Origin of the sequence: Mycolicibacterium setense (assembly GCF_000805385.1) — a bacterium.
GTDB classification, from domain to species: Bacteria; Actinomycetota; Actinomycetes; order Mycobacteriales; family Mycobacteriaceae; genus Mycobacterium; species Mycobacterium setense.
On sequence record NZ_JTJW01000009.1, the window covers coordinates 61,576 to 77,210 of the forward strand.

Here is a 15,635-nt window from a genome sequence, read left to right on the forward strand (position 1 = left end):
CGCCTGCTATGTGTTCGACGCACGGTGAGTCAGGTCGTAGATGGTCACCCCGTCGACGGTGATCGGGTTGTAGTGGGCCTGCACCCATTCCGCTATCTCGGTGGCCGCGCGACTGCCGGTCGGGGTATGCCCGCCGAATCCGCCCGCCATGATGCGGGATCGGATGAAGTAGTGGACCGCACCGTCATCGACCAGCCGCTGGAATTCCTGAAGCGTCGGCGCGGGATCGGTGCCGTTGAACCCGCCGACGGCCATCACCGGTGCGCGAGCGGCCAATTGGTATCCCGCGGCGTTCGACGATCCCACCACCGCGGCGGCCCACTGGTAGTCGCCGGCGTCGGCGGCGAGGGTCGCGGTCAGCGCCGGGCCGGGTTCCGGCGCCGCGAACAATCCGCCGAAACCGCCTCCGCGCGCGGGGCCCACGGACGGGATCGCCCCGGTGTGCGGGCTCGCCGCGGTGGCGATCGAGTATGCGGCCGGCCCAGCCAGACACGCCGCGAGGGCCAGCACCGCCGTCACCCGCACCAGCGGCCGGTCCAGCCGTCCCACCGCGAGCAGCAGCACAGCCGCGCCGACGCCACCAACCGCAACGGCGGCTCGCAACCACGGATACGGATCGTCATGCCGGCTCAGCAGCACCGCGGCCAGGATCGCGGTCACCAGCGCCGCTCCCGACATCGTGGTGGCGGCCCGGATGTCGGCGCGGTGCCGCCAGAGGAGCACGGCCCCGATGCCGGTCACCGCGCCAATCGCCGGGGCGAGCGCCACGGTGTAATAGGGATGCACGATGCCGTGCATGAAGCTGAACACCACAGCGGTCACCAACAGCCAACCGCCCCACAGGATCAGCGCGGCGCGGGTCGGATCCGTGCGGGCTGCCCGACGGGTCAGGTACAGGCCTGCCACCAGACAGATCAGGGCAGCGGGCAGCAACCAGGCGATATCTGCGCCCATCTGGGATCCGAGCAACCGGCCCGGCCCGACATCGAAGTTGAGATTGCCCAGGCCGCCGGTCTCCTCACCGGTCAGCCTTCCCAAACCGTTGTAACCCAAAGCCAATTCGACGATGCTGTCGTTCTGCGAGCCACCGATGTAAGGCCGCGACGATGCCGGCCACAGCTCCACCAACACCAGATACCAGCCACCGCTGAGCACCATCGCCGCGCCGGCGGCAATGACATCGAGCACACGCCGTCCAAGCGGACGGTCCCCGGCGATGAGCGCCGCGCCGGCGAAGGCCGGCAGCACCAGGAACGCCTGCAACATCTTGGCCAGGAATCCGAAGCCGACTGCGACGCCCGCGGCGACGAACCACCAACGGCTGGCATCCTTTTCGATTCCGCGCTGAATGCAGTAGGCCCCCGCGACGAGCAGCAACACCAACAGGGCGTCGGGATTGTTGAAGCGGAAGATCAACGCCGCCACCGGCGTCAGCGCCAGCACCGCACCGGCCAGCAGGCCGGCCCACGGTCCGGCCGCCCGACGCACCGCGGCACAGAGCAGCGCGACCGCACCGACCCCCATGAGCGCCTGCGGCACCAGAACACTCCACGAATTCAGCCCGAACAGCCGCACCGAGATGTCGATGATCCACAACGCCGCGGGTGTCTTGTCGACGGTGATGGCGTTGCCCGCATCGCTTGAGCCGAACAGCATCGCGGTCCAGTTCTGCGATCCGGCCTGTGCGGCGGCCGAGTAGAAGGCGTTGGCCCACCCGCTGATCGACAGGTTCCACAGATAGAGCACCGCGGTGCCGGACAGCAGCAGACCGAGGGCGATGCGTTGGGCGGTCGAGGTCGAGCTGCGAGGCGCCGACCGCTCGGGTGTCGCCACCGGCACCTCGGCAGCGGGATGCGCGGCAACAAGGGTCACCACTCCATGTTTGCCGTGGCCGCTAGGTGCCGGATTGGTCCATCCTGTGCGTGCCCTGTGAGCTCGGCCCGGGCAGGCGCACCACGAACTCGGTCGAACCCGGGCTGCTGGCAACCTCGATCGTGCCGCCGTGCGCCTTGACCACTGCGGCAACGATCGCCAGGCCCAGTCCCGTACTGCCCTCGCGCCGCGAACGCGACGAATCGCCGCGGGCAAACCGTTCGAACACGTCGGGCAACAGGCCCGGCGGTATGCCCGGGCCATCGTCGGTGACGGTGATCAGCACCGCATCCGGTTCAGGTTTCAGCGACACCGTGACCGAGGTGCCCGCAGGGGTGTGGGTACGAGCGTTGGCCAGCAGATTCGCCAGCACCTGGTGGAGCCTGGCCTCGTCGCCCTCGACCAACACCGGGTCGTCGGGCAGGTCGAGTGACCACCGGTGGTCCGGGCCTGCGATGTGCGCGTCGCTGACGGTGTCGACTACGAGCCGGGACAGGTCGACGCTCTCACTTTCCAGGGGCCGGCCGGCGTCGAGGCGGGCCAGCAACAGCATGTCCTCGACAAGCTGCGTCATCCGTGACGTCTCGGATTCCACCCGGTTCATCGCGTGGGCCACGTCAGCGGGCAGTTCGTCACGCTTGCGTTGGGCCAGTTCGGTGTAGCCGCGGATCGCCGCCAGCGGCGTCCGCAACTCGTGGCTGGCGTCGGCGACGAACTGGCGTACCCGGGTCTCACTGGCGTGCCGGGCCGACAGCGCACTCGCGATGCGGTCGAGCATCCGGTTCAGCGACGTGCCGAGTTGGCCGACCTCGGTGTGGGCGCCGGCCGGGTCGACTGGCACGATCGGCGTGGGCAGCTGCACCTCACCACGGTCGAGCTCGAGATCGGCCACTTTTCGCGCTGCCTCCGAAACCCGTGACAGCGGGGCGAGCTGGCGCCGGATGATCAGGATTCCGCCGGTCGTCGCGGCGATCAGCGCGATGGCCGCCAGCACACCGAACATTCCGAACACCCACAGCAGGGTGTCGTCGACGACGGCCGTGGGCAGCCCGGTCACGATGGTCTGTGGGCCACCGTGGCGGGGGTGCAGACCGATCAGCCGGTAGCGGCCCAGCCCGTCGAGGTCGACGGTTTCCGGAACGCGGTTCGCCGGGATCTGGGAAAGCTGTTCGGTGGCGGCCGCACTGACCTCGATCCGCTCCCCTTCGGCGGTGATCACACCCGCGTCCACCGGCCGGTTCGGCGCCACGACGGCCCCGACCGTGCGCGCAGCCTGTCCCGGTGCGTTGAGGAATCCGGGGCCCGGCCCCTGTTCGGGGTCGAAAACCACGCGGTAGCGCGGCCCGTGATGCGGTCGATCCTCGGGAGCCATCAGGACCGGCGGCGGGAAACCCTTGGGGGGCGGCGGCAACTCGAAGATGGCTGCCGAGCGCCGTCCGGCCTCGATGAGCTGCTCGTCGAGCTGGTGCATCAGAAACCGTTGCAGCGCAAACTCTGTCGCCACGCCGATGCTCGCACATACCACGGCCAGCAGCGCCACCTGGGTGACGACCAGCCGGGCCCGCAGCGACCAGGTCCGCGGTGAGAACCATCGGGTGGCGCTCGCGGTCCGCGTCATCACCTCAGCGCGCCGGCCGGAGAACATAACCCGCACCGCGCAGCGTGTGGATCATCGGTTCGCGTCCGCTGTCGATCTTCTTGCGCAGATACGAGACATACAGTTCGACGATGTTGGACCGTCCGCCGAAGTCGTAACTCCACACCCGATCCAGGATCTGCGCCTTGCTCAACACCCGCTTGGCATTGCGCATCATGAACCGCAGGAGTTCGAATTCGGTGGCGGTCAACGTGATCGGCTCACCACCGCGGGTCACCTCGTGACTGTCCTCGTCGAGTACCAGATCGCCGACGACGATCTTGGCGCCACCGTCTTCACTGGTCACCCCGGTGCGCCGCAGCAGCGCCCGCAGCCGCAGCACCACTTCCTCGAGGCTGAACGGCTTGGTCACATAGTCGTCGCCGCCTGCGGTGAGGCCGGCGATGCGATCCTCCACCGAGTCCTTGGCGGTCAGCAGCAGCAGGGGCAGGCCGGGAATCTGCTCGCGCAGTTTGCGCAGGACGTCCAGGCCGCTCATATCGGGCAGCATCACGTCGAGCACGACTACGTCGGGTGGGTTCTCCCGGGCCGCGGCCAGCGCACTCGCGCCGTCCCCGGCCGTCGCGATGTCCCAGCCCTCGTAACGCAGCGCCATCGAGACCAGTTCGGCCAGCACCGGCTCGTCATCGACCACCAGCACCCGGATCGGATTGCCGTCGGCGCGGCGCATGACGGCGCGCCCGGACTCGGAATCGGTGCCATTGGTCGTCGTACTCACCCGGTCATTATTCGTCCGCCCCATAGGCCCACACTGTGCGCTTTCTATGCGCAGGCTGTGAAGGCCTCAGAGTGCGCCCACAGCGGGCTCATAGGCAACATCTGCACCCTTGACCGCATGAGCATCCGACACACGGCCGCCGCGGTGGGCATCGCGGCGGCGATCGCCGGGCTCGGTGGCACGGCGATCTACGCCGCCACCGATACCCCCGGTGCCGGGTTTCCGGGCCCGCCGCGGGACCGGGCCGAGCCTGTCGCCGTTCACAGCGAAACGGTGCTGGCCGGCCGCGACGGCGGTTACACCACGGCGCTGACGCAGACCGGCACGATCACCGCACTGACCGCGGGCTCGGTCACCGTTCGCAGCACCGACGGCTTCACTCAGAGCTACATCGTGCCGCCGGCCGCCAAAACCCCGTTCGGGGTCGATGACCGGGTCGTGGTGCGCGCCACCCGCACGGGGCCAGCCTCAACCGACAAGCCCACCGTCACCAGTATGGGAGAGGTTCCGAACCCCGGGCCACCTTCGCCCTAGTTGCCGTACCCGTCGGGCAGTTCCACTTCCACCGTCGGCTTCGCGAACGACGTCTCCAGCTCTGTGGGAGCCGTGGTCTTGGTCACGGTTTCACCGACGTTGACCGCGGGCACGGCCGCACTGGTGGGCGCCTGGGCCATCATCGCGCCGACGGCGCCCATAGTTGCCACTGCGATCGCGCCCACACCGGCCATCGCGTAGTTGGTCCGCTTGTTGCGTTCGTCTCCTGTCACACCGAACTCCCTACCCGCAATGCACGGGTGGGGTAAACCGGCAGAATCGGGCACCGGTCGGCCGGATCAGCTCCGATCAGTGGGGTGTGGCAAATCCAGACGGCGTCGTCGCCGAGACGGTCGGCGAGGCCTCGGATGTTTCCGGAGCCGTCGGCGCAGTCGTCTCGGTGATGGTCTGTCCAGTGGTGATTGCCGGCGGTTCGACCCGCTGCTGGGCTCCGGCAGAACCGCCGCCCATGCCGATACCAATCACTGCCGTGGCTAACCCGCCGATCACGCCGACGCCGGCAGAGATCCGTTTCAGATTTCGCTGATTGTTTTCTTTCGCGCTACCCATGCGTTCACCTCCCGCCGCGTCTTATAACCACTGCGGGCGGAGGCAAAACAACTGCCTCGGGGCGATCAGTGCGTGGTGGCGAAACCTGACGGCGGCGTGTAGCCCCTCATCGCGGGTACCGCCATGGACACCGCCGGCGCGGTCGGCGGTGTGGTCTCGGTGCTGGTCTGACCGACGTTCATGTGCGCACCAGAGGCCAGGGCTTGAGAACCGGTCCCCAGCTGCCCGTCCGCGACCGCGCCGACCACGCCGAGGCCCACCACTGCCGTACCACCGGCCACCGCAGCGAGCACTTTCACATTCTTGAGTCCGCTGAGCTTCATGCGATCAGTGAACGCGCGATTTCTACGCCGACGCTGTGGCTCCGCTGTCAGTTACCCGCCGAGTCCGGACGACTGATTTACCCTGTCTGGCATGCAGCCGTGGGCGGGAAGAACCGGATGACGCGCTTTCTGGCGCGCCGGCTGCTCAATTACATCGTGTTGCTGGCCCTGGCATCGTTTCTGACGTTCACCCTGACTTCGCTGAACTTCAAACCCCTCGACAGTCTGGAACAGCGGAACCCGCGGCCACCGCAGTCGGCGATCGACGCCAAGAGTGCCGAGCTCGGTCTCGACAAGCCCATCCCGCTTCGGTACGCCTCCTGGGCCGCGGGCGCGGTCCGCGGAGATTTCGGCACAACGGTGACCGGGCAGCCGGTCGCCGACGAATTGTGGCGACGCATCGGGGTGACTCTGCGGCTACTGGTCATCGGTGCGATATCGGGCGCGGTGATCGGCGTGGTGGTCGGGGCCTGGGGTGCGATCCGGCAATACCGGCTGTCGGATCGCGTCATCACCGTGTTGTCCCTGCTGGTGATCAGCACCCCGTCGTTCGTGATCGCCAACATGCTGATCCTGGCGGCCCTCAACGTGAACTCGATGCTGGGCGTGCAAATTTTCGAGTACACCGGGGAGACGGCGCCGGTGCCCGTCGGCGGCGCCTGGGATCAGTTCGTGGACCGGCTGCAGCACCTCGTGTTGCCGACGTTCACGCTGGCCCTGATGGCGATCGCCGGCTACAGCCGCTACCAGCGCAACGCCATGCTCGACGTGCTGGGCCAGGACTTCATCCGCACCGCGCGGGCCAAGGGACTGACCCGGCGCCAGGCCTTGTTCAAGCACGGGCTGCGCACCGCGCTGATCCCGATGGCCACCCTGTTCGCCTATGGCGTCGCCGGATTGGTCACGGGTTCGGTGTTCGTCGAGAAGATCTTCGGCTGGCACGGCATGGGTGAATGGGTCGTCCAGGGCATCGCCACCCAGGACACCAACATCATCGCGGCCATCACGGTGTTCACCGGCACCGTGATCCTCGTTGCCGGTCTGCTCTCCGACGTCATCTATGCGTTCCTCGACCCGAGGGTGCGAGTCACGTGACCGAGACTTCTGCTGCCGCCACCGACGCCACCGCGGCCCGCTCGGGTCTGCACACCGAGGAGTTCGCGACCCGGCGCACCCTGGTGTTCCGCCGGTTCCTGCGCAACTGGCCGGCCGTGGTGTCGCTGACCCTGCTGGTGATCATGTTCGTGGCCTGCTACGCGCTGCCGTCGGTCCTGCCCTACAGCTATTCGGACCTCGACTACTACGCATTGCAAGAACCGCCGTCGACCGACCACTGGTTCGGCACCAACGCGCTGGGGCAGGACATCTTCGCCCAAACCTTGCGCGGCATGCAGAAATCCATGTTGATCGGTGTCTGCGTGGCGTTCATCTCGACCGTCATCGCCGCCACGGTCGGCTCGGTCGCCGGCTACTTCGGCGGCTGGCGTGATCGCACCCTCATGTGGATCGTCGACGTGCTTCTGGTGGTGCCCAGCTTCATCCTGATCGCGATCGTCACACCGCGGTTGAGCCAGTCCGACCGGGTGTTCTGGCTGATCGTGCTGCTGTCCGCGTTCAGCTGGATGATCAGTTCACGCATCGTGCGCGGGATGACCCTGAGCCTGCGGGAGCGCGAGTTCGTGTTGGCTGCCCGCTACATGGGTGTCAGTAGCCGGCGCATCATCGTGCGCCACATCCTGCCCAACGTGGCATCCATCCTGATCATCGACACCGCGCTCAATGTCGGCGTGGCCATCCTGTCCGAAACCGGTTTGAGCTACCTGGGATTCGGCATCCAGGCACCCGACGTATCGCTGGGCACGCTGATCGCCGACGGCACCAAATCCGCCACCACATTCCCCTGGGTGTTCCTGTTCCCGGCGGGGGTGTTGGTGCTGATCATCCTGTGCGCCAACCTGATCGGTGACGGCCTGCGCGACGCACTCGACCCGGGCAGCCGCGGGCTGCGGCGCCGGAGCCGGCGGCGGAAAGGCGCCCGATGACACGCCTGCTCGAAGTATCCGACCTGACGGTGGACTTCCCCACCGACACCGACGCGGTACACGCGGTGCGGGGCCTGAACTTTCACGTCGACGCGGGCGAGGTGGTGGCGCTCGTCGGTGAGTCCGGAGCCGGGAAATCGGCCGGCGCCATGGCGGTGGTCGGTCTGTTGCCGGAATTCGCGGAGGTCTCCGGATCCGTGCGCCTGCGCGGCCGGGAACTCCTCGGATTGTCGGACGCGCAACTGTCACAGGTCCGCGGCAACACCATCGGCACGGTATTCCAGGACCCGATGTCGGCACTCACCCCGGTCTACACCGTGGGTGATCAGATCGCCGAAGCCCTGCGCGTCCACAACCGCGATCTGGACCGGCGTGCGGCGCGAGTGCGCGCCGTCGAATTGCTCGAGCTGGTCGGTATCGCGCAGCCGGCACAACGAGCGCGTTCCTTCCCGCACGAGTTGTCCGGCGGCGAGCGCCAGCGCGTGGTCATCGCCATCGCCATCGCCAACGATCCCGATCTGCTGATCTGTGACGAGCCCACCACAGCTCTCGATGTCACGGTGCAGGCCCAGATCCTCGAAGTGCTCAAGACCGCGCGCGACGTCACCGGCGCCGGGGTGCTGATCATCACCCACGACCTCGGCGTGGTAGCCGAGTTCGCCGACCGGGCCCTGGTGATGTACGCAGGCCGGGCGGTCGAGGATGCGCCCGTAACCCGGCTGTACGAGCAGGCCAGGATGCCGTACACCGTCGGGTTGCTCGGCTCCGTACCGCGCCTGGATGCCCCGCAGGGCGCCCGCCTGGTGCCGATCCCCGGTGCGCCACCGTCTCTGACCACGGCGCCGCACGGTTGCCCGTTCGCCCCGCGCTGTCCGCTGGCCATCGATGAATGTGAGGCCGCAGAGCCCGACCTCGTCGAGCTGGCACCGGACCACCACGCCGCGTGTATCCGCACCGATCAGGTCGCCGGTCGCAGCGCCGCCGAGATCTATCAGGTTCCCGGCACCACGGGCACCACCGATGATGAGCCGGCCGCCGACCCCCAGGTGGTGCTGCGGGTGCTCGAGCTGTCCAAGACCTACAAGCTGACCAAAGGGGTGGTGCTGCGCAGGCAGGTCGGTGAGGTCCGCGCTGTCGACGATGTCAGTTTCGACCTGCGCAGCGGCCGCACGCTCGGCATCGTCGGCGAGTCCGGATCGGGCAAATCCACCACGCTGCATCAGATCCTGAATCTGGCTGCGCCGCAATCAGGTTCGATCGAGGTGCTCGGATCCGACGTGGCCACCCTCGACCGGAAAGCACGCCGCGCCCTGCGTACCGACCTTCAGGTGGTTTTCCAGGATCCGGTGGCGTCACTGGATCCGCGGCTGCCGGTGTCTGATGTATTGGCAGAGCCGTTGACCGCCAACGGTTTCGACAAACCCCGCATCGACGAACGGGTGGCCGAGCTGCTCGAGTTGGTGGGCCTGCGGCGCGCCGACGCCGGCCGCTACCCGGCGGAGTTCTCCGGCGGCCAGAAACAACGCATCGGAATCGCCCGCGCCCTGGCCTTGCAGCCCAAGATCATCGCACTCGACGAACCGGTCTCCGCACTGGACGTCTCCATCCAGGCCGGAATCATCAACCTGTTGCTGGACCTGCAGGACCGGTTCGGTCTGGCATATCTGTTCGTGTCCCACGACCTGTCCGTGGTCAAGCACCTGGCGCACGACGTCGCGGTGATGTACAAGGGCGCCGTCGTCGAACAGGGCTCCGGCGATGCGGTGTTCGCCGACCCTCAGCACGAATACACCCGCAAGTTGCTGGCCGCGGTGCCGCAACCCAGACCCGCCCGTTAGGTATTGCCGCATCCACGGGGTGCGGCATCTAGCATCGGTCTGGTGAACGGCTTCAAGGGGTTCAGGCTCCAGCGCATCGCCATCGTCGCAGCGGTCACCGCTCTTGCCCTGGCCGGGTGTTCGGGAGGCGACCGGGAAACCCCGTCGGCCGGCGGCAACGCCGAAGTTGGTAGCACCAACGACATCAACCCCCAGGACGTGGCGAACCTGCGCCAGGGCGGCAACCTGCGCCTGGCCTTGACCGAATTCCCGTCGAACTTCAACCCATTGCACATCGACGGCAACACCGGCGATGTCGGCTCACTGACCCGCGCCACGATGCCCCGCGCGTTCGTGATCGCGGCGGATGGTTCGGCGACGGTGAACACCGACTACTTCACCAACGTCGAACTGACGGGCACCAACCCGCAGGTGGTGACCTACACGATCAACCCCAAGGCGGTGTGGACCGACGGCACGCCGATCACCTGGGAGGACATCAAGGCCCAGAGCGAGGCCAACAGCGGGAAGGACCCCGCATTCGTCATCGCCGCGCCGAACGGCTTCGAGCGGGTGGCCTCGGTGACCCGCGGCGTCGATGACCGCCAGGCCGTGATGACCTTCGCCAAGCCCTATGCGGACTGGAAGGGCATGTTCGCCGGTAACGGCCGACTGCTGCCCAAGAGCATGACCGCGACCCCCGACGCCTTCAACAAGGCGCAGCTCAGCCAGCCCGGGCCGTCCGCGGGCCCGTTCCTGGTGTCCAACATCGACCGGGGTGCACAGCGGATCACCATGAGCCGCAACCCGAAATGGTGGGGCGCCCCACCGCTGCTGGACACCATCACCTATCTGGTGCTCGATGACGCCGCACGCATCCCGGCGCTCCAGAACAACACCATCGACGCCACCGGCACGACATCGCTGGACGAGCTGACCATCGCCCGCAAGACAGCCGGCATCAGCATCCGCCGGGCGCCATCGGCCAGTTGGTACCACCTGACCTTCAACGGCGCGCCGGGCTCGATCCTGGCCGACCCCGCCCTGCGCAGGGCGGTCGCCAAGGGCATCGACCGTCAGGCGCTGGCCAACATCACCCAGCGAGGTCTCACCGACAATCCGGCGCCGCTCAACAACCACATCTTCGTCGCGGGTCAGCAGGGCTATCAGGACAACGCCGCCTCGGTGGCCTTCGATCCCGAGAAAGCCAAGGCTGAACTGGACGCGCTGGGCTGGAAAGTCCCTGAGGGGCGGCAATTCCGGGAGAAGGACGGCAAGGAACTCGTGATCCGCAACGTGTTCTACGACGCGGGCAGCACCCGGCAGGTGGCCCAGATCGCGCAGAACATGCTGGGCCAGATCGGGGTGAACCTGAAGCTCGACACCAAGCCGGGCACCGGGTTCTTCACCAACTACATCATCAAGGGCGACTTCGACATCGCCCAGTTCGCCTTCCTGGGCGACGCGTTCCCGCTCAGCTCGCTGACCCAGATCTATACCCAGGACGGCGCCAGTAACTTCGGCAAGATCGGAAGCCCGGAGATCGACGCCAAGATCGAGCAGACGCTGGAAGAGCTGGACCCCGCTAAGGCGCTGACCTTGGCCAACGAGCTGGACCAGATGCTGTTCGAGGAGGTGTTCAGCCTCCCGCTGTTCCAGTCACCCGGAAACGTCGCGGTGCGCAGCAGTCTGGCCAATTTCGGGGCCGCCGGCCTGGCCGACACCGACTACACCAAGGTCGGTTTCGTCAAGTAGTCGGTGGGCATCGCCATCGGACGGAGGGCAACACCGCCTCGACGGCCATGGCTGCCTCGATCGCTGACACCGCCAACCGGACGACGGGCCGCGCGGGCATCGCGTCGAGCCCATCCGCGGTGGCCGAAAGTTGTTCCGCCGCACCGTCGACCACCGCCCGGATCACCGCGAACGCGGCTCGCTCCCGGGTATCGAGCACACTGTGGGCCACGGTCGGCATCCTCACCAGCACGGCATCGGGCACCAGCGCCGCGATCTGTTCGGCCACCGCCGGCGGCGTGGTCAGATCCCGGCCGCCGGACACCACTACCGTGCTCCAGTGGAACTGCGGCATTTCGGCCATCAGGTCGAAGGGCTCGGCCTCGAAAGGTTCGTAGAATTTCGCGCTGCCGATCATGTCGGCCATCTCGAGCGCAGGGTCCAGCGGCAATCCGTCCGGCACGCCGGCGTAGTTCAACTCGCGAAAGGCGATCCGCCCGACGAGGTCTACCTCGTTGCGGTACGGCGCTTTTCGCGTCGAGAGCCGGCTCAGGGCGGCAAGCGCCGACCACACCAGGGTGTGTCCGCCCAGCAGTAGATCGAGCTGGCGGTTCAACAGCGCCGCACCGCCGAATCCATACAGCAGCCCGGCCAGTTCGCCGCCTCTGGTGGCCAAAACCCCGTCGGCCACCAGGCGCCGGACCTTGGGGGCCAGCTCAGCAGTCTCGGGGTCCGAACCATCCCACAGCAGATCGCGAATGGCACCGCGCATGGCCTCGATGTCGGCGGTCGACAGCAGGGGCGAGTCCAGCACCATCGCCGCGATCCGGTCCGGGTGGCGCACCCCGAGCCCGGCGGCGATGTAGCTGCCGTACGACGTGCCGTAAAGCACGGCCTCGTGCACACCGGCGTCGTCGAGCACCGCGGCGACGTCATCGACCACCTGCTCGACGGTGATGGCCGACGGCGGCAGATCGGCGCCCGCATCGGTGTGCCGCGACATCCCGATCCCCCGGTGTTCGATCATGATCACGTCGAATCCGGCGGCGGTGGCGCGCCGGCGCAGCGCGCGGTAGGGCTGGATCGAGGCGACGCCGGGACCGCCCGGGATGATCACGACAGGGTGTGCCGATTTGCGGCCGGCCCGCACGTAGAACAGGTCGAACTGCTCGTCGGTGTCGGGACTGACCGGACGTCGCACTGCCCGCACCCCAGGTAGCGCGGCGAGCTTGTCGTGCACCCGCCTGCGCTTGGCGTTCATCGTCATTGCGCTCCATTGTGCCGCGCGACGCTCAGATCAGATAGATGGTGAAGATCGTCCCGAACAGCACCACCAACCACCCGTCGGTGGCGAGTTTGAGCCACCTCGGCGCGGTCCGGACCTCCATGAACTGCCGGATGATCAAGCGGGACTTGATCAGCGTCAGCGCGAGCACCAGCGCGGTGATCGGCACGCTGGCCCGCAGGGCCTCCGAGTACTGGGCCGGTGCCAGCCACCATGAGCCGACGGTGATGGCCACGAGTACGAGCCAGGTCCTGGTCACTGCCGTGTCGGTCATGCTCACCTCACCACGTACAGCAGGCCGAAGATGATCACCCAGAGCAGGTCGACCATGTGCCAGTAGACGGCGCCCGCCTCCACCACCGACGCCCGGCGGCGGGAGGGATTGCCCAGCTCCCGCACGATCACACCCAGCACGATGAGCCCGATCAGTACGTGGATCAGGTGTACGCCGGTGAGCACGTAATAGAACGAGTAGAACATCTCGGAGTTGGTGTGCCCGGCCCCGATCTTGACCACCCATTCGTAACCCTTGCATGCCATGAACATCAGGCCGCCGATTCCGCCGGCGTAGGTGAGCCGGATGGCGGACGCGTGACGGCCGGCCCGCGCGGCCAGCACCGCACGCGCCACCAACCAGGAACTGGTCAGCAGGACCACCGTGTTGAGGACGCCCACCGTGATGTCGAGATGCTGTTGGGCACGCAGGAATTCATCCGGATACATGCTCCGGTAGATCATGAACACGACGAAGTAGCCGCCGAAGATGACCAGATCACCCAGCACCATCACCCACATGTGGCCGTCGCCGGGAAGGTGGGCCGGCGTTGCCTCGGTTTGTGAGTCCGATTGCGTCAGAACAGGATCAGTCACCATTCACTCACTCCAGTCCCGGCTCTTCGGCCGTCTCACGCATCGCCGCCTGCCTCAGCAACACGGTCAGCGCCGAGAGCCACACCGAGAACACCACGACCGCGAGCCAGAACGCGATCGATCCGTTCCAGGCGAACGGCCCCGACTCGAAGACGAACATCTGGGTGGCGATCACCTCGGTGATGATCTGCCAGATTGTCACGTAGGCGAACCAGGCCGGGAAGACACCGTTCTTGTCATAGAGGATGGCGACGGCCAGCACCAGGTAGGCCGCTGTGAAACAGCCCAATGAGCCGTTGTACGACAGCATTCCGAGGTCGTAGAGCAAGCTGATCAATTCCGGGTCACGGTCGGGACGGAACGCGGCGGTGAGGAAACACACCGACACCAACAGGAACCCGGGCACCGCGCCGACACCCATGCCGCCGATATAGCCGTAGGCGAACGCCGACCCCACCGACATGCGCTTGATCTGATAGGCGACCAGCCCGTTGGTCATCGCCGCGCCGCCCAGCAGGATCAGCAGCAGGCAGAATCCGACCTTGATGGTCAGACCGTGCTCGGTGAAGAACGCCACCTTGTCCGCCGCGGTGACATCGGGCCGTGGTGGCGGTGTCACCCGCGTCAGGATGCAGATGATGACGCCGAAGGCCCCGTACCAGACCGGGAAAAACCAGGTCATCAACCGCACATCGGGCTTGCCCGGCGGCGCGTCGGTGAGCAGGGTCATGCTGTGACGCCCTCCTCCACAGCCTGATTGACCACCGCGCGGCGCAGCACGAAGAACATCACGACGACGAAGACGGCGAAGGCACCGTTGCGCAACCAGAAGGCCAGCACGCCATCCCAGGCCAGCGGTCCCGTGTGGAACACCGCCGCGCCGGCAGCCGGGATCATCGCCACCGCGGTTGCCAGCGAGTAATGCCCGACCCAGCGGGGAAATACCGGGTGTGGCCCGTTGTCGAAGTACACCGCGACCGCCAGGAGGGCGAACTGCGACACCACCATGCCCACCGGCGCGACGAACACGATCCAGGCCAGGTCGTTGAGCAGCAGGATCAACTCGGGATTGCGGTCCGGCCGAAACGCGGCCACCAGGAAGAAGACATTGGACAGCGCGAAGATCGTGGCGCCACTGATGACCGCCGTGAGGTAGCAGTAGGCGAACACGTGGCTCTGGGTCTTCATGCGCTTCATCTGGACGACGATCACCATGAAGAACGGCAGGATCAGGATGCCGCAGAGGTTGAACGTCACCTGGCTGAACCGGATCCATGCGGTGTGGTCGGCGTAGAACTCGGCGACCTGTTGCGCGTTCCAGGTCGGCGACATCGGTGGCCAGAAACCGGGAAACGCCAGCAACGCCACCAGCAGCACCGCCCCGACCACCGGCCCGGTCCACAGGCTCACCCACTGGGCCTTGATGTTCCCGGCTTTCGGCAGGTCTTGAACCTGCTCCAGGATCTGCACGCCAACCTCCTAAACTGACTTGAGTCAGATATTTATGTCGTCGAAACCGTAACGGCTGTCTGGATGAAATGAAAGAGCAATACTGAGTACAGTCAGTTTCCAGTTGTCGTAGCATCGGGCCGTGCTCACCGGACCGCCGCGCAGCCGCAAAGGCCTACAGACGCGGGAACGGTTACTGGGTGCGGCGATCTCCGAGTTCAAACGCGATGGCATGGCGGCGGCCGACACCGCCGCGATCGCTTCGGCCGCAGGGGTGGCCCACGGCACTTTCTTCTTTCACTTCCGCACCAAGGAGCACGTTCTGCTGGAGCTGGAACAGCGCGAGCAACTGCGGATGGCCACCGAACTCACCCGGTTCTTCGCCACACCGCACGATGTGCGCGCCACCCTGGCCGAATCCGTTCACATGCTGGAGAAACTGGAACAGCGCCTGGGTGGTTGCTTGTTCAAAGATTTTCTCGCCCTGCACTTTTCCACCACCCGGCCGCCATCGGAGGAATGGTCCAACCATCCCGTGATCGTCGCGGTGGTCGAGGAGCTACAGCGAGCTCAAGATCGCGGTGAGATCCCCGCCGAGGTGGACGTGATGCACAACGGCGTGTCCTTCCTGGTCGGGCTCTACGCGCTCTTGATCACCATCCCGGACGCGGCCGAGATCCGGGCACCGGTGATCGCCGAATACCTGACCACCTATCTGTACGGGCTGCGGGTGCGGTCTTAGGTTCGGGCTGATCCAAACGCGT

At 66.7% G+C, this 15,635-nt stretch carries 17 protein-coding genes; 6 read left to right on the plus strand and 11 right to left on the minus strand.

Translation table 11 applies throughout. The features are described from left to right. Positions 1-6: 6 nt before the first annotated feature. The 3 genes from QQ25_RS22925 to QQ25_RS22935 are packed head-to-tail and all read right to left on the minus strand — an operon-like array spanning position 7 to position 4,199. Positions 7-1,839: an ArnT family glycosyltransferase gene (locus tag QQ25_RS22925; protein ID WP_234711974.1), complete on the minus strand. Its 1,833-nt coding sequence runs from the start codon at positions 1,837-1,839 to the stop codon at positions 7-9. A 55-nt stretch (positions 1,840-1,894) separates the two neighbouring features. Further along, positions 1,895-3,517, minus strand: a complete 1,623-nt coding sequence (locus QQ25_RS22930; RefSeq protein WP_039381283.1) for a sensor histidine kinase — start codon at positions 3,515-3,517, stop codon at positions 1,895-1,897. Next, the gene (locus tag QQ25_RS22935) at positions 3,495-4,199 is read right to left on the minus strand and encodes a response regulator transcription factor (protein ID WP_029108164.1); all 705 of its coding nucleotides are present in this window, start codon (positions 4,197-4,199) and stop codon (positions 3,495-3,497) included. Before QQ25_RS22935 ends, QQ25_RS22930 begins: the two co-directional genes overlap by 23 nt. A 165-nt stretch (positions 4,200-4,364) precedes the next feature. Between QQ25_RS22935 and QQ25_RS22940 the strand changes: the two genes are divergently transcribed. Then, positions 4,365-4,781 carry a hypothetical protein gene (locus QQ25_RS22940; RefSeq protein WP_039381286.1) on the plus strand — a complete coding sequence of 139 codons (417 nt, stop codon included), beginning with the start codon at positions 4,365-4,367 and terminating at the stop codon, positions 4,779-4,781. On the opposite strand, the gene QQ25_RS22945 is transcribed toward QQ25_RS22940, so the two are convergent. The 3 genes from QQ25_RS22945 to QQ25_RS22955 all read right to left on the minus strand — a co-directional run bounded on the left by QQ25_RS22945 (position 4,778) and on the right by QQ25_RS22955 (position 5,674). Beyond that, positions 4,778-5,014 carry a hypothetical protein gene (locus QQ25_RS22945; RefSeq protein WP_234711964.1) on the minus strand — a complete coding sequence of 79 codons (237 nt, stop codon included), beginning with the start codon at positions 5,012-5,014 and terminating at the stop codon, positions 4,778-4,780. The genes QQ25_RS22940 and QQ25_RS22945 overlap by 4 nt on opposite strands. 76 nt (positions 5,015-5,090) lie before the next feature. Then, positions 5,091-5,351 (minus strand): hypothetical protein, encoded by a 261-nt coding sequence (locus QQ25_RS30250; protein WP_082017653.1) that lies wholly within the window; start codon positions 5,349-5,351, stop codon positions 5,091-5,093. Positions 5,352-5,416: 65 nt separating this feature from the next. Further along, on the minus strand, positions 5,417-5,674 hold the full coding sequence (locus QQ25_RS22955; protein ID WP_039381289.1) for a hypothetical protein: 258 nt from the start codon (positions 5,672-5,674) through the stop codon (positions 5,417-5,419). Between the two features lie 117 nt (positions 5,675-5,791). Here QQ25_RS22955 and QQ25_RS22960 point away from each other — a divergent pair, with 117 nt between their 5' ends. From QQ25_RS22960 to QQ25_RS22975, 4 genes are read left to right on the plus strand one after another with little or no spacing between them, the layout of a single operon-like run. Further along, complete coding sequence (locus QQ25_RS22960; RefSeq protein ID WP_039324414.1) at positions 5,792-6,769, plus strand: oligopeptide ABC transporter permease OppB; 978 nt, start codon at positions 5,792-5,794, stop codon at positions 6,767-6,769. After that, complete coding sequence (locus QQ25_RS22965) at positions 6,766-7,716, plus strand: oligopeptide ABC transporter permease OppC (RefSeq protein WP_039323498.1); 951 nt, start codon at positions 6,766-6,768, stop codon at positions 7,714-7,716. Before QQ25_RS22960 ends, QQ25_RS22965 begins: the two co-directional genes overlap by 4 nt. Next, positions 7,713-9,554, plus strand: a complete 1,842-nt coding sequence (locus QQ25_RS22970) for an oligopeptide ABC transporter ATP-binding protein OppD (protein ID WP_039381291.1) — start codon at positions 7,713-7,715, stop codon at positions 9,552-9,554. The genes QQ25_RS22965 and QQ25_RS22970 overlap by 4 nt, the downstream gene beginning before the upstream one ends. Positions 9,555-9,596: 42 nt before the next feature. Further along, a complete protein-coding gene (locus QQ25_RS22975) occupies positions 9,597-11,288 on the plus strand; it encodes an oligopeptide ABC transporter substrate-binding protein OppA (protein WP_039323504.1) in 1,692 nt (563 codons plus the stop codon). Here QQ25_RS22975 and QQ25_RS22980 read toward each other — a convergent pair. The 5 genes from QQ25_RS22980 to QQ25_RS23000 all read right to left on the minus strand — a co-directional run bounded on the left by QQ25_RS22980 (position 11,281) and on the right by QQ25_RS23000 (position 14,892). After that, positions 11,281-12,534 carry an alpha/beta fold hydrolase gene (locus QQ25_RS22980; RefSeq protein WP_039381294.1) on the minus strand — a complete coding sequence of 418 codons (1,254 nt, stop codon included), beginning with the start codon at positions 12,532-12,534 and terminating at the stop codon, positions 11,281-11,283. The two genes, QQ25_RS22975 and QQ25_RS22980, sit on opposite strands and share 8 nt — an antisense overlap. A gap of 25 nt (positions 12,535-12,559) precedes the next feature. Then, the gene (locus QQ25_RS22985; RefSeq protein WP_039381297.1) at positions 12,560-12,826 is read right to left on the minus strand and encodes a cytochrome C oxidase subunit IV family protein; all 267 of its coding nucleotides are present in this window, start codon (positions 12,824-12,826) and stop codon (positions 12,560-12,562) included. A gap of 2 nt (positions 12,827-12,828) precedes the next feature. Next, positions 12,829-13,347, minus strand: a complete 519-nt coding sequence (locus tag QQ25_RS22990) for a cytochrome c oxidase subunit 3 (protein ID WP_198530862.1) — start codon at positions 13,345-13,347, stop codon at positions 12,829-12,831. A gap of 82 nt (positions 13,348-13,429) precedes the next feature. After that, complete coding sequence (locus tag QQ25_RS22995; RefSeq protein ID WP_039381298.1) at positions 13,430-14,152, minus strand: hypothetical protein; 723 nt, start codon at positions 14,150-14,152, stop codon at positions 13,430-13,432. Then, on the minus strand, positions 14,149-14,892 hold the full coding sequence (locus QQ25_RS23000; RefSeq protein WP_039323521.1) for a hypothetical protein: 744 nt from the start codon (positions 14,890-14,892) through the stop codon (positions 14,149-14,151). The genes QQ25_RS22995 and QQ25_RS23000 overlap by 4 nt, the downstream gene beginning before the upstream one ends. Positions 14,893-15,013: 121 nt before the next feature. Here QQ25_RS23000 and QQ25_RS23005 point away from each other — a divergent pair, with 121 nt between their 5' ends. Further along, positions 15,014-15,613, plus strand: a complete 600-nt coding sequence (locus QQ25_RS23005; protein WP_039323523.1) for a TetR family transcriptional regulator — start codon at positions 15,014-15,016, stop codon at positions 15,611-15,613. The last annotated feature ends 22 nt before the right edge of the window (positions 15,614-15,635 follow it).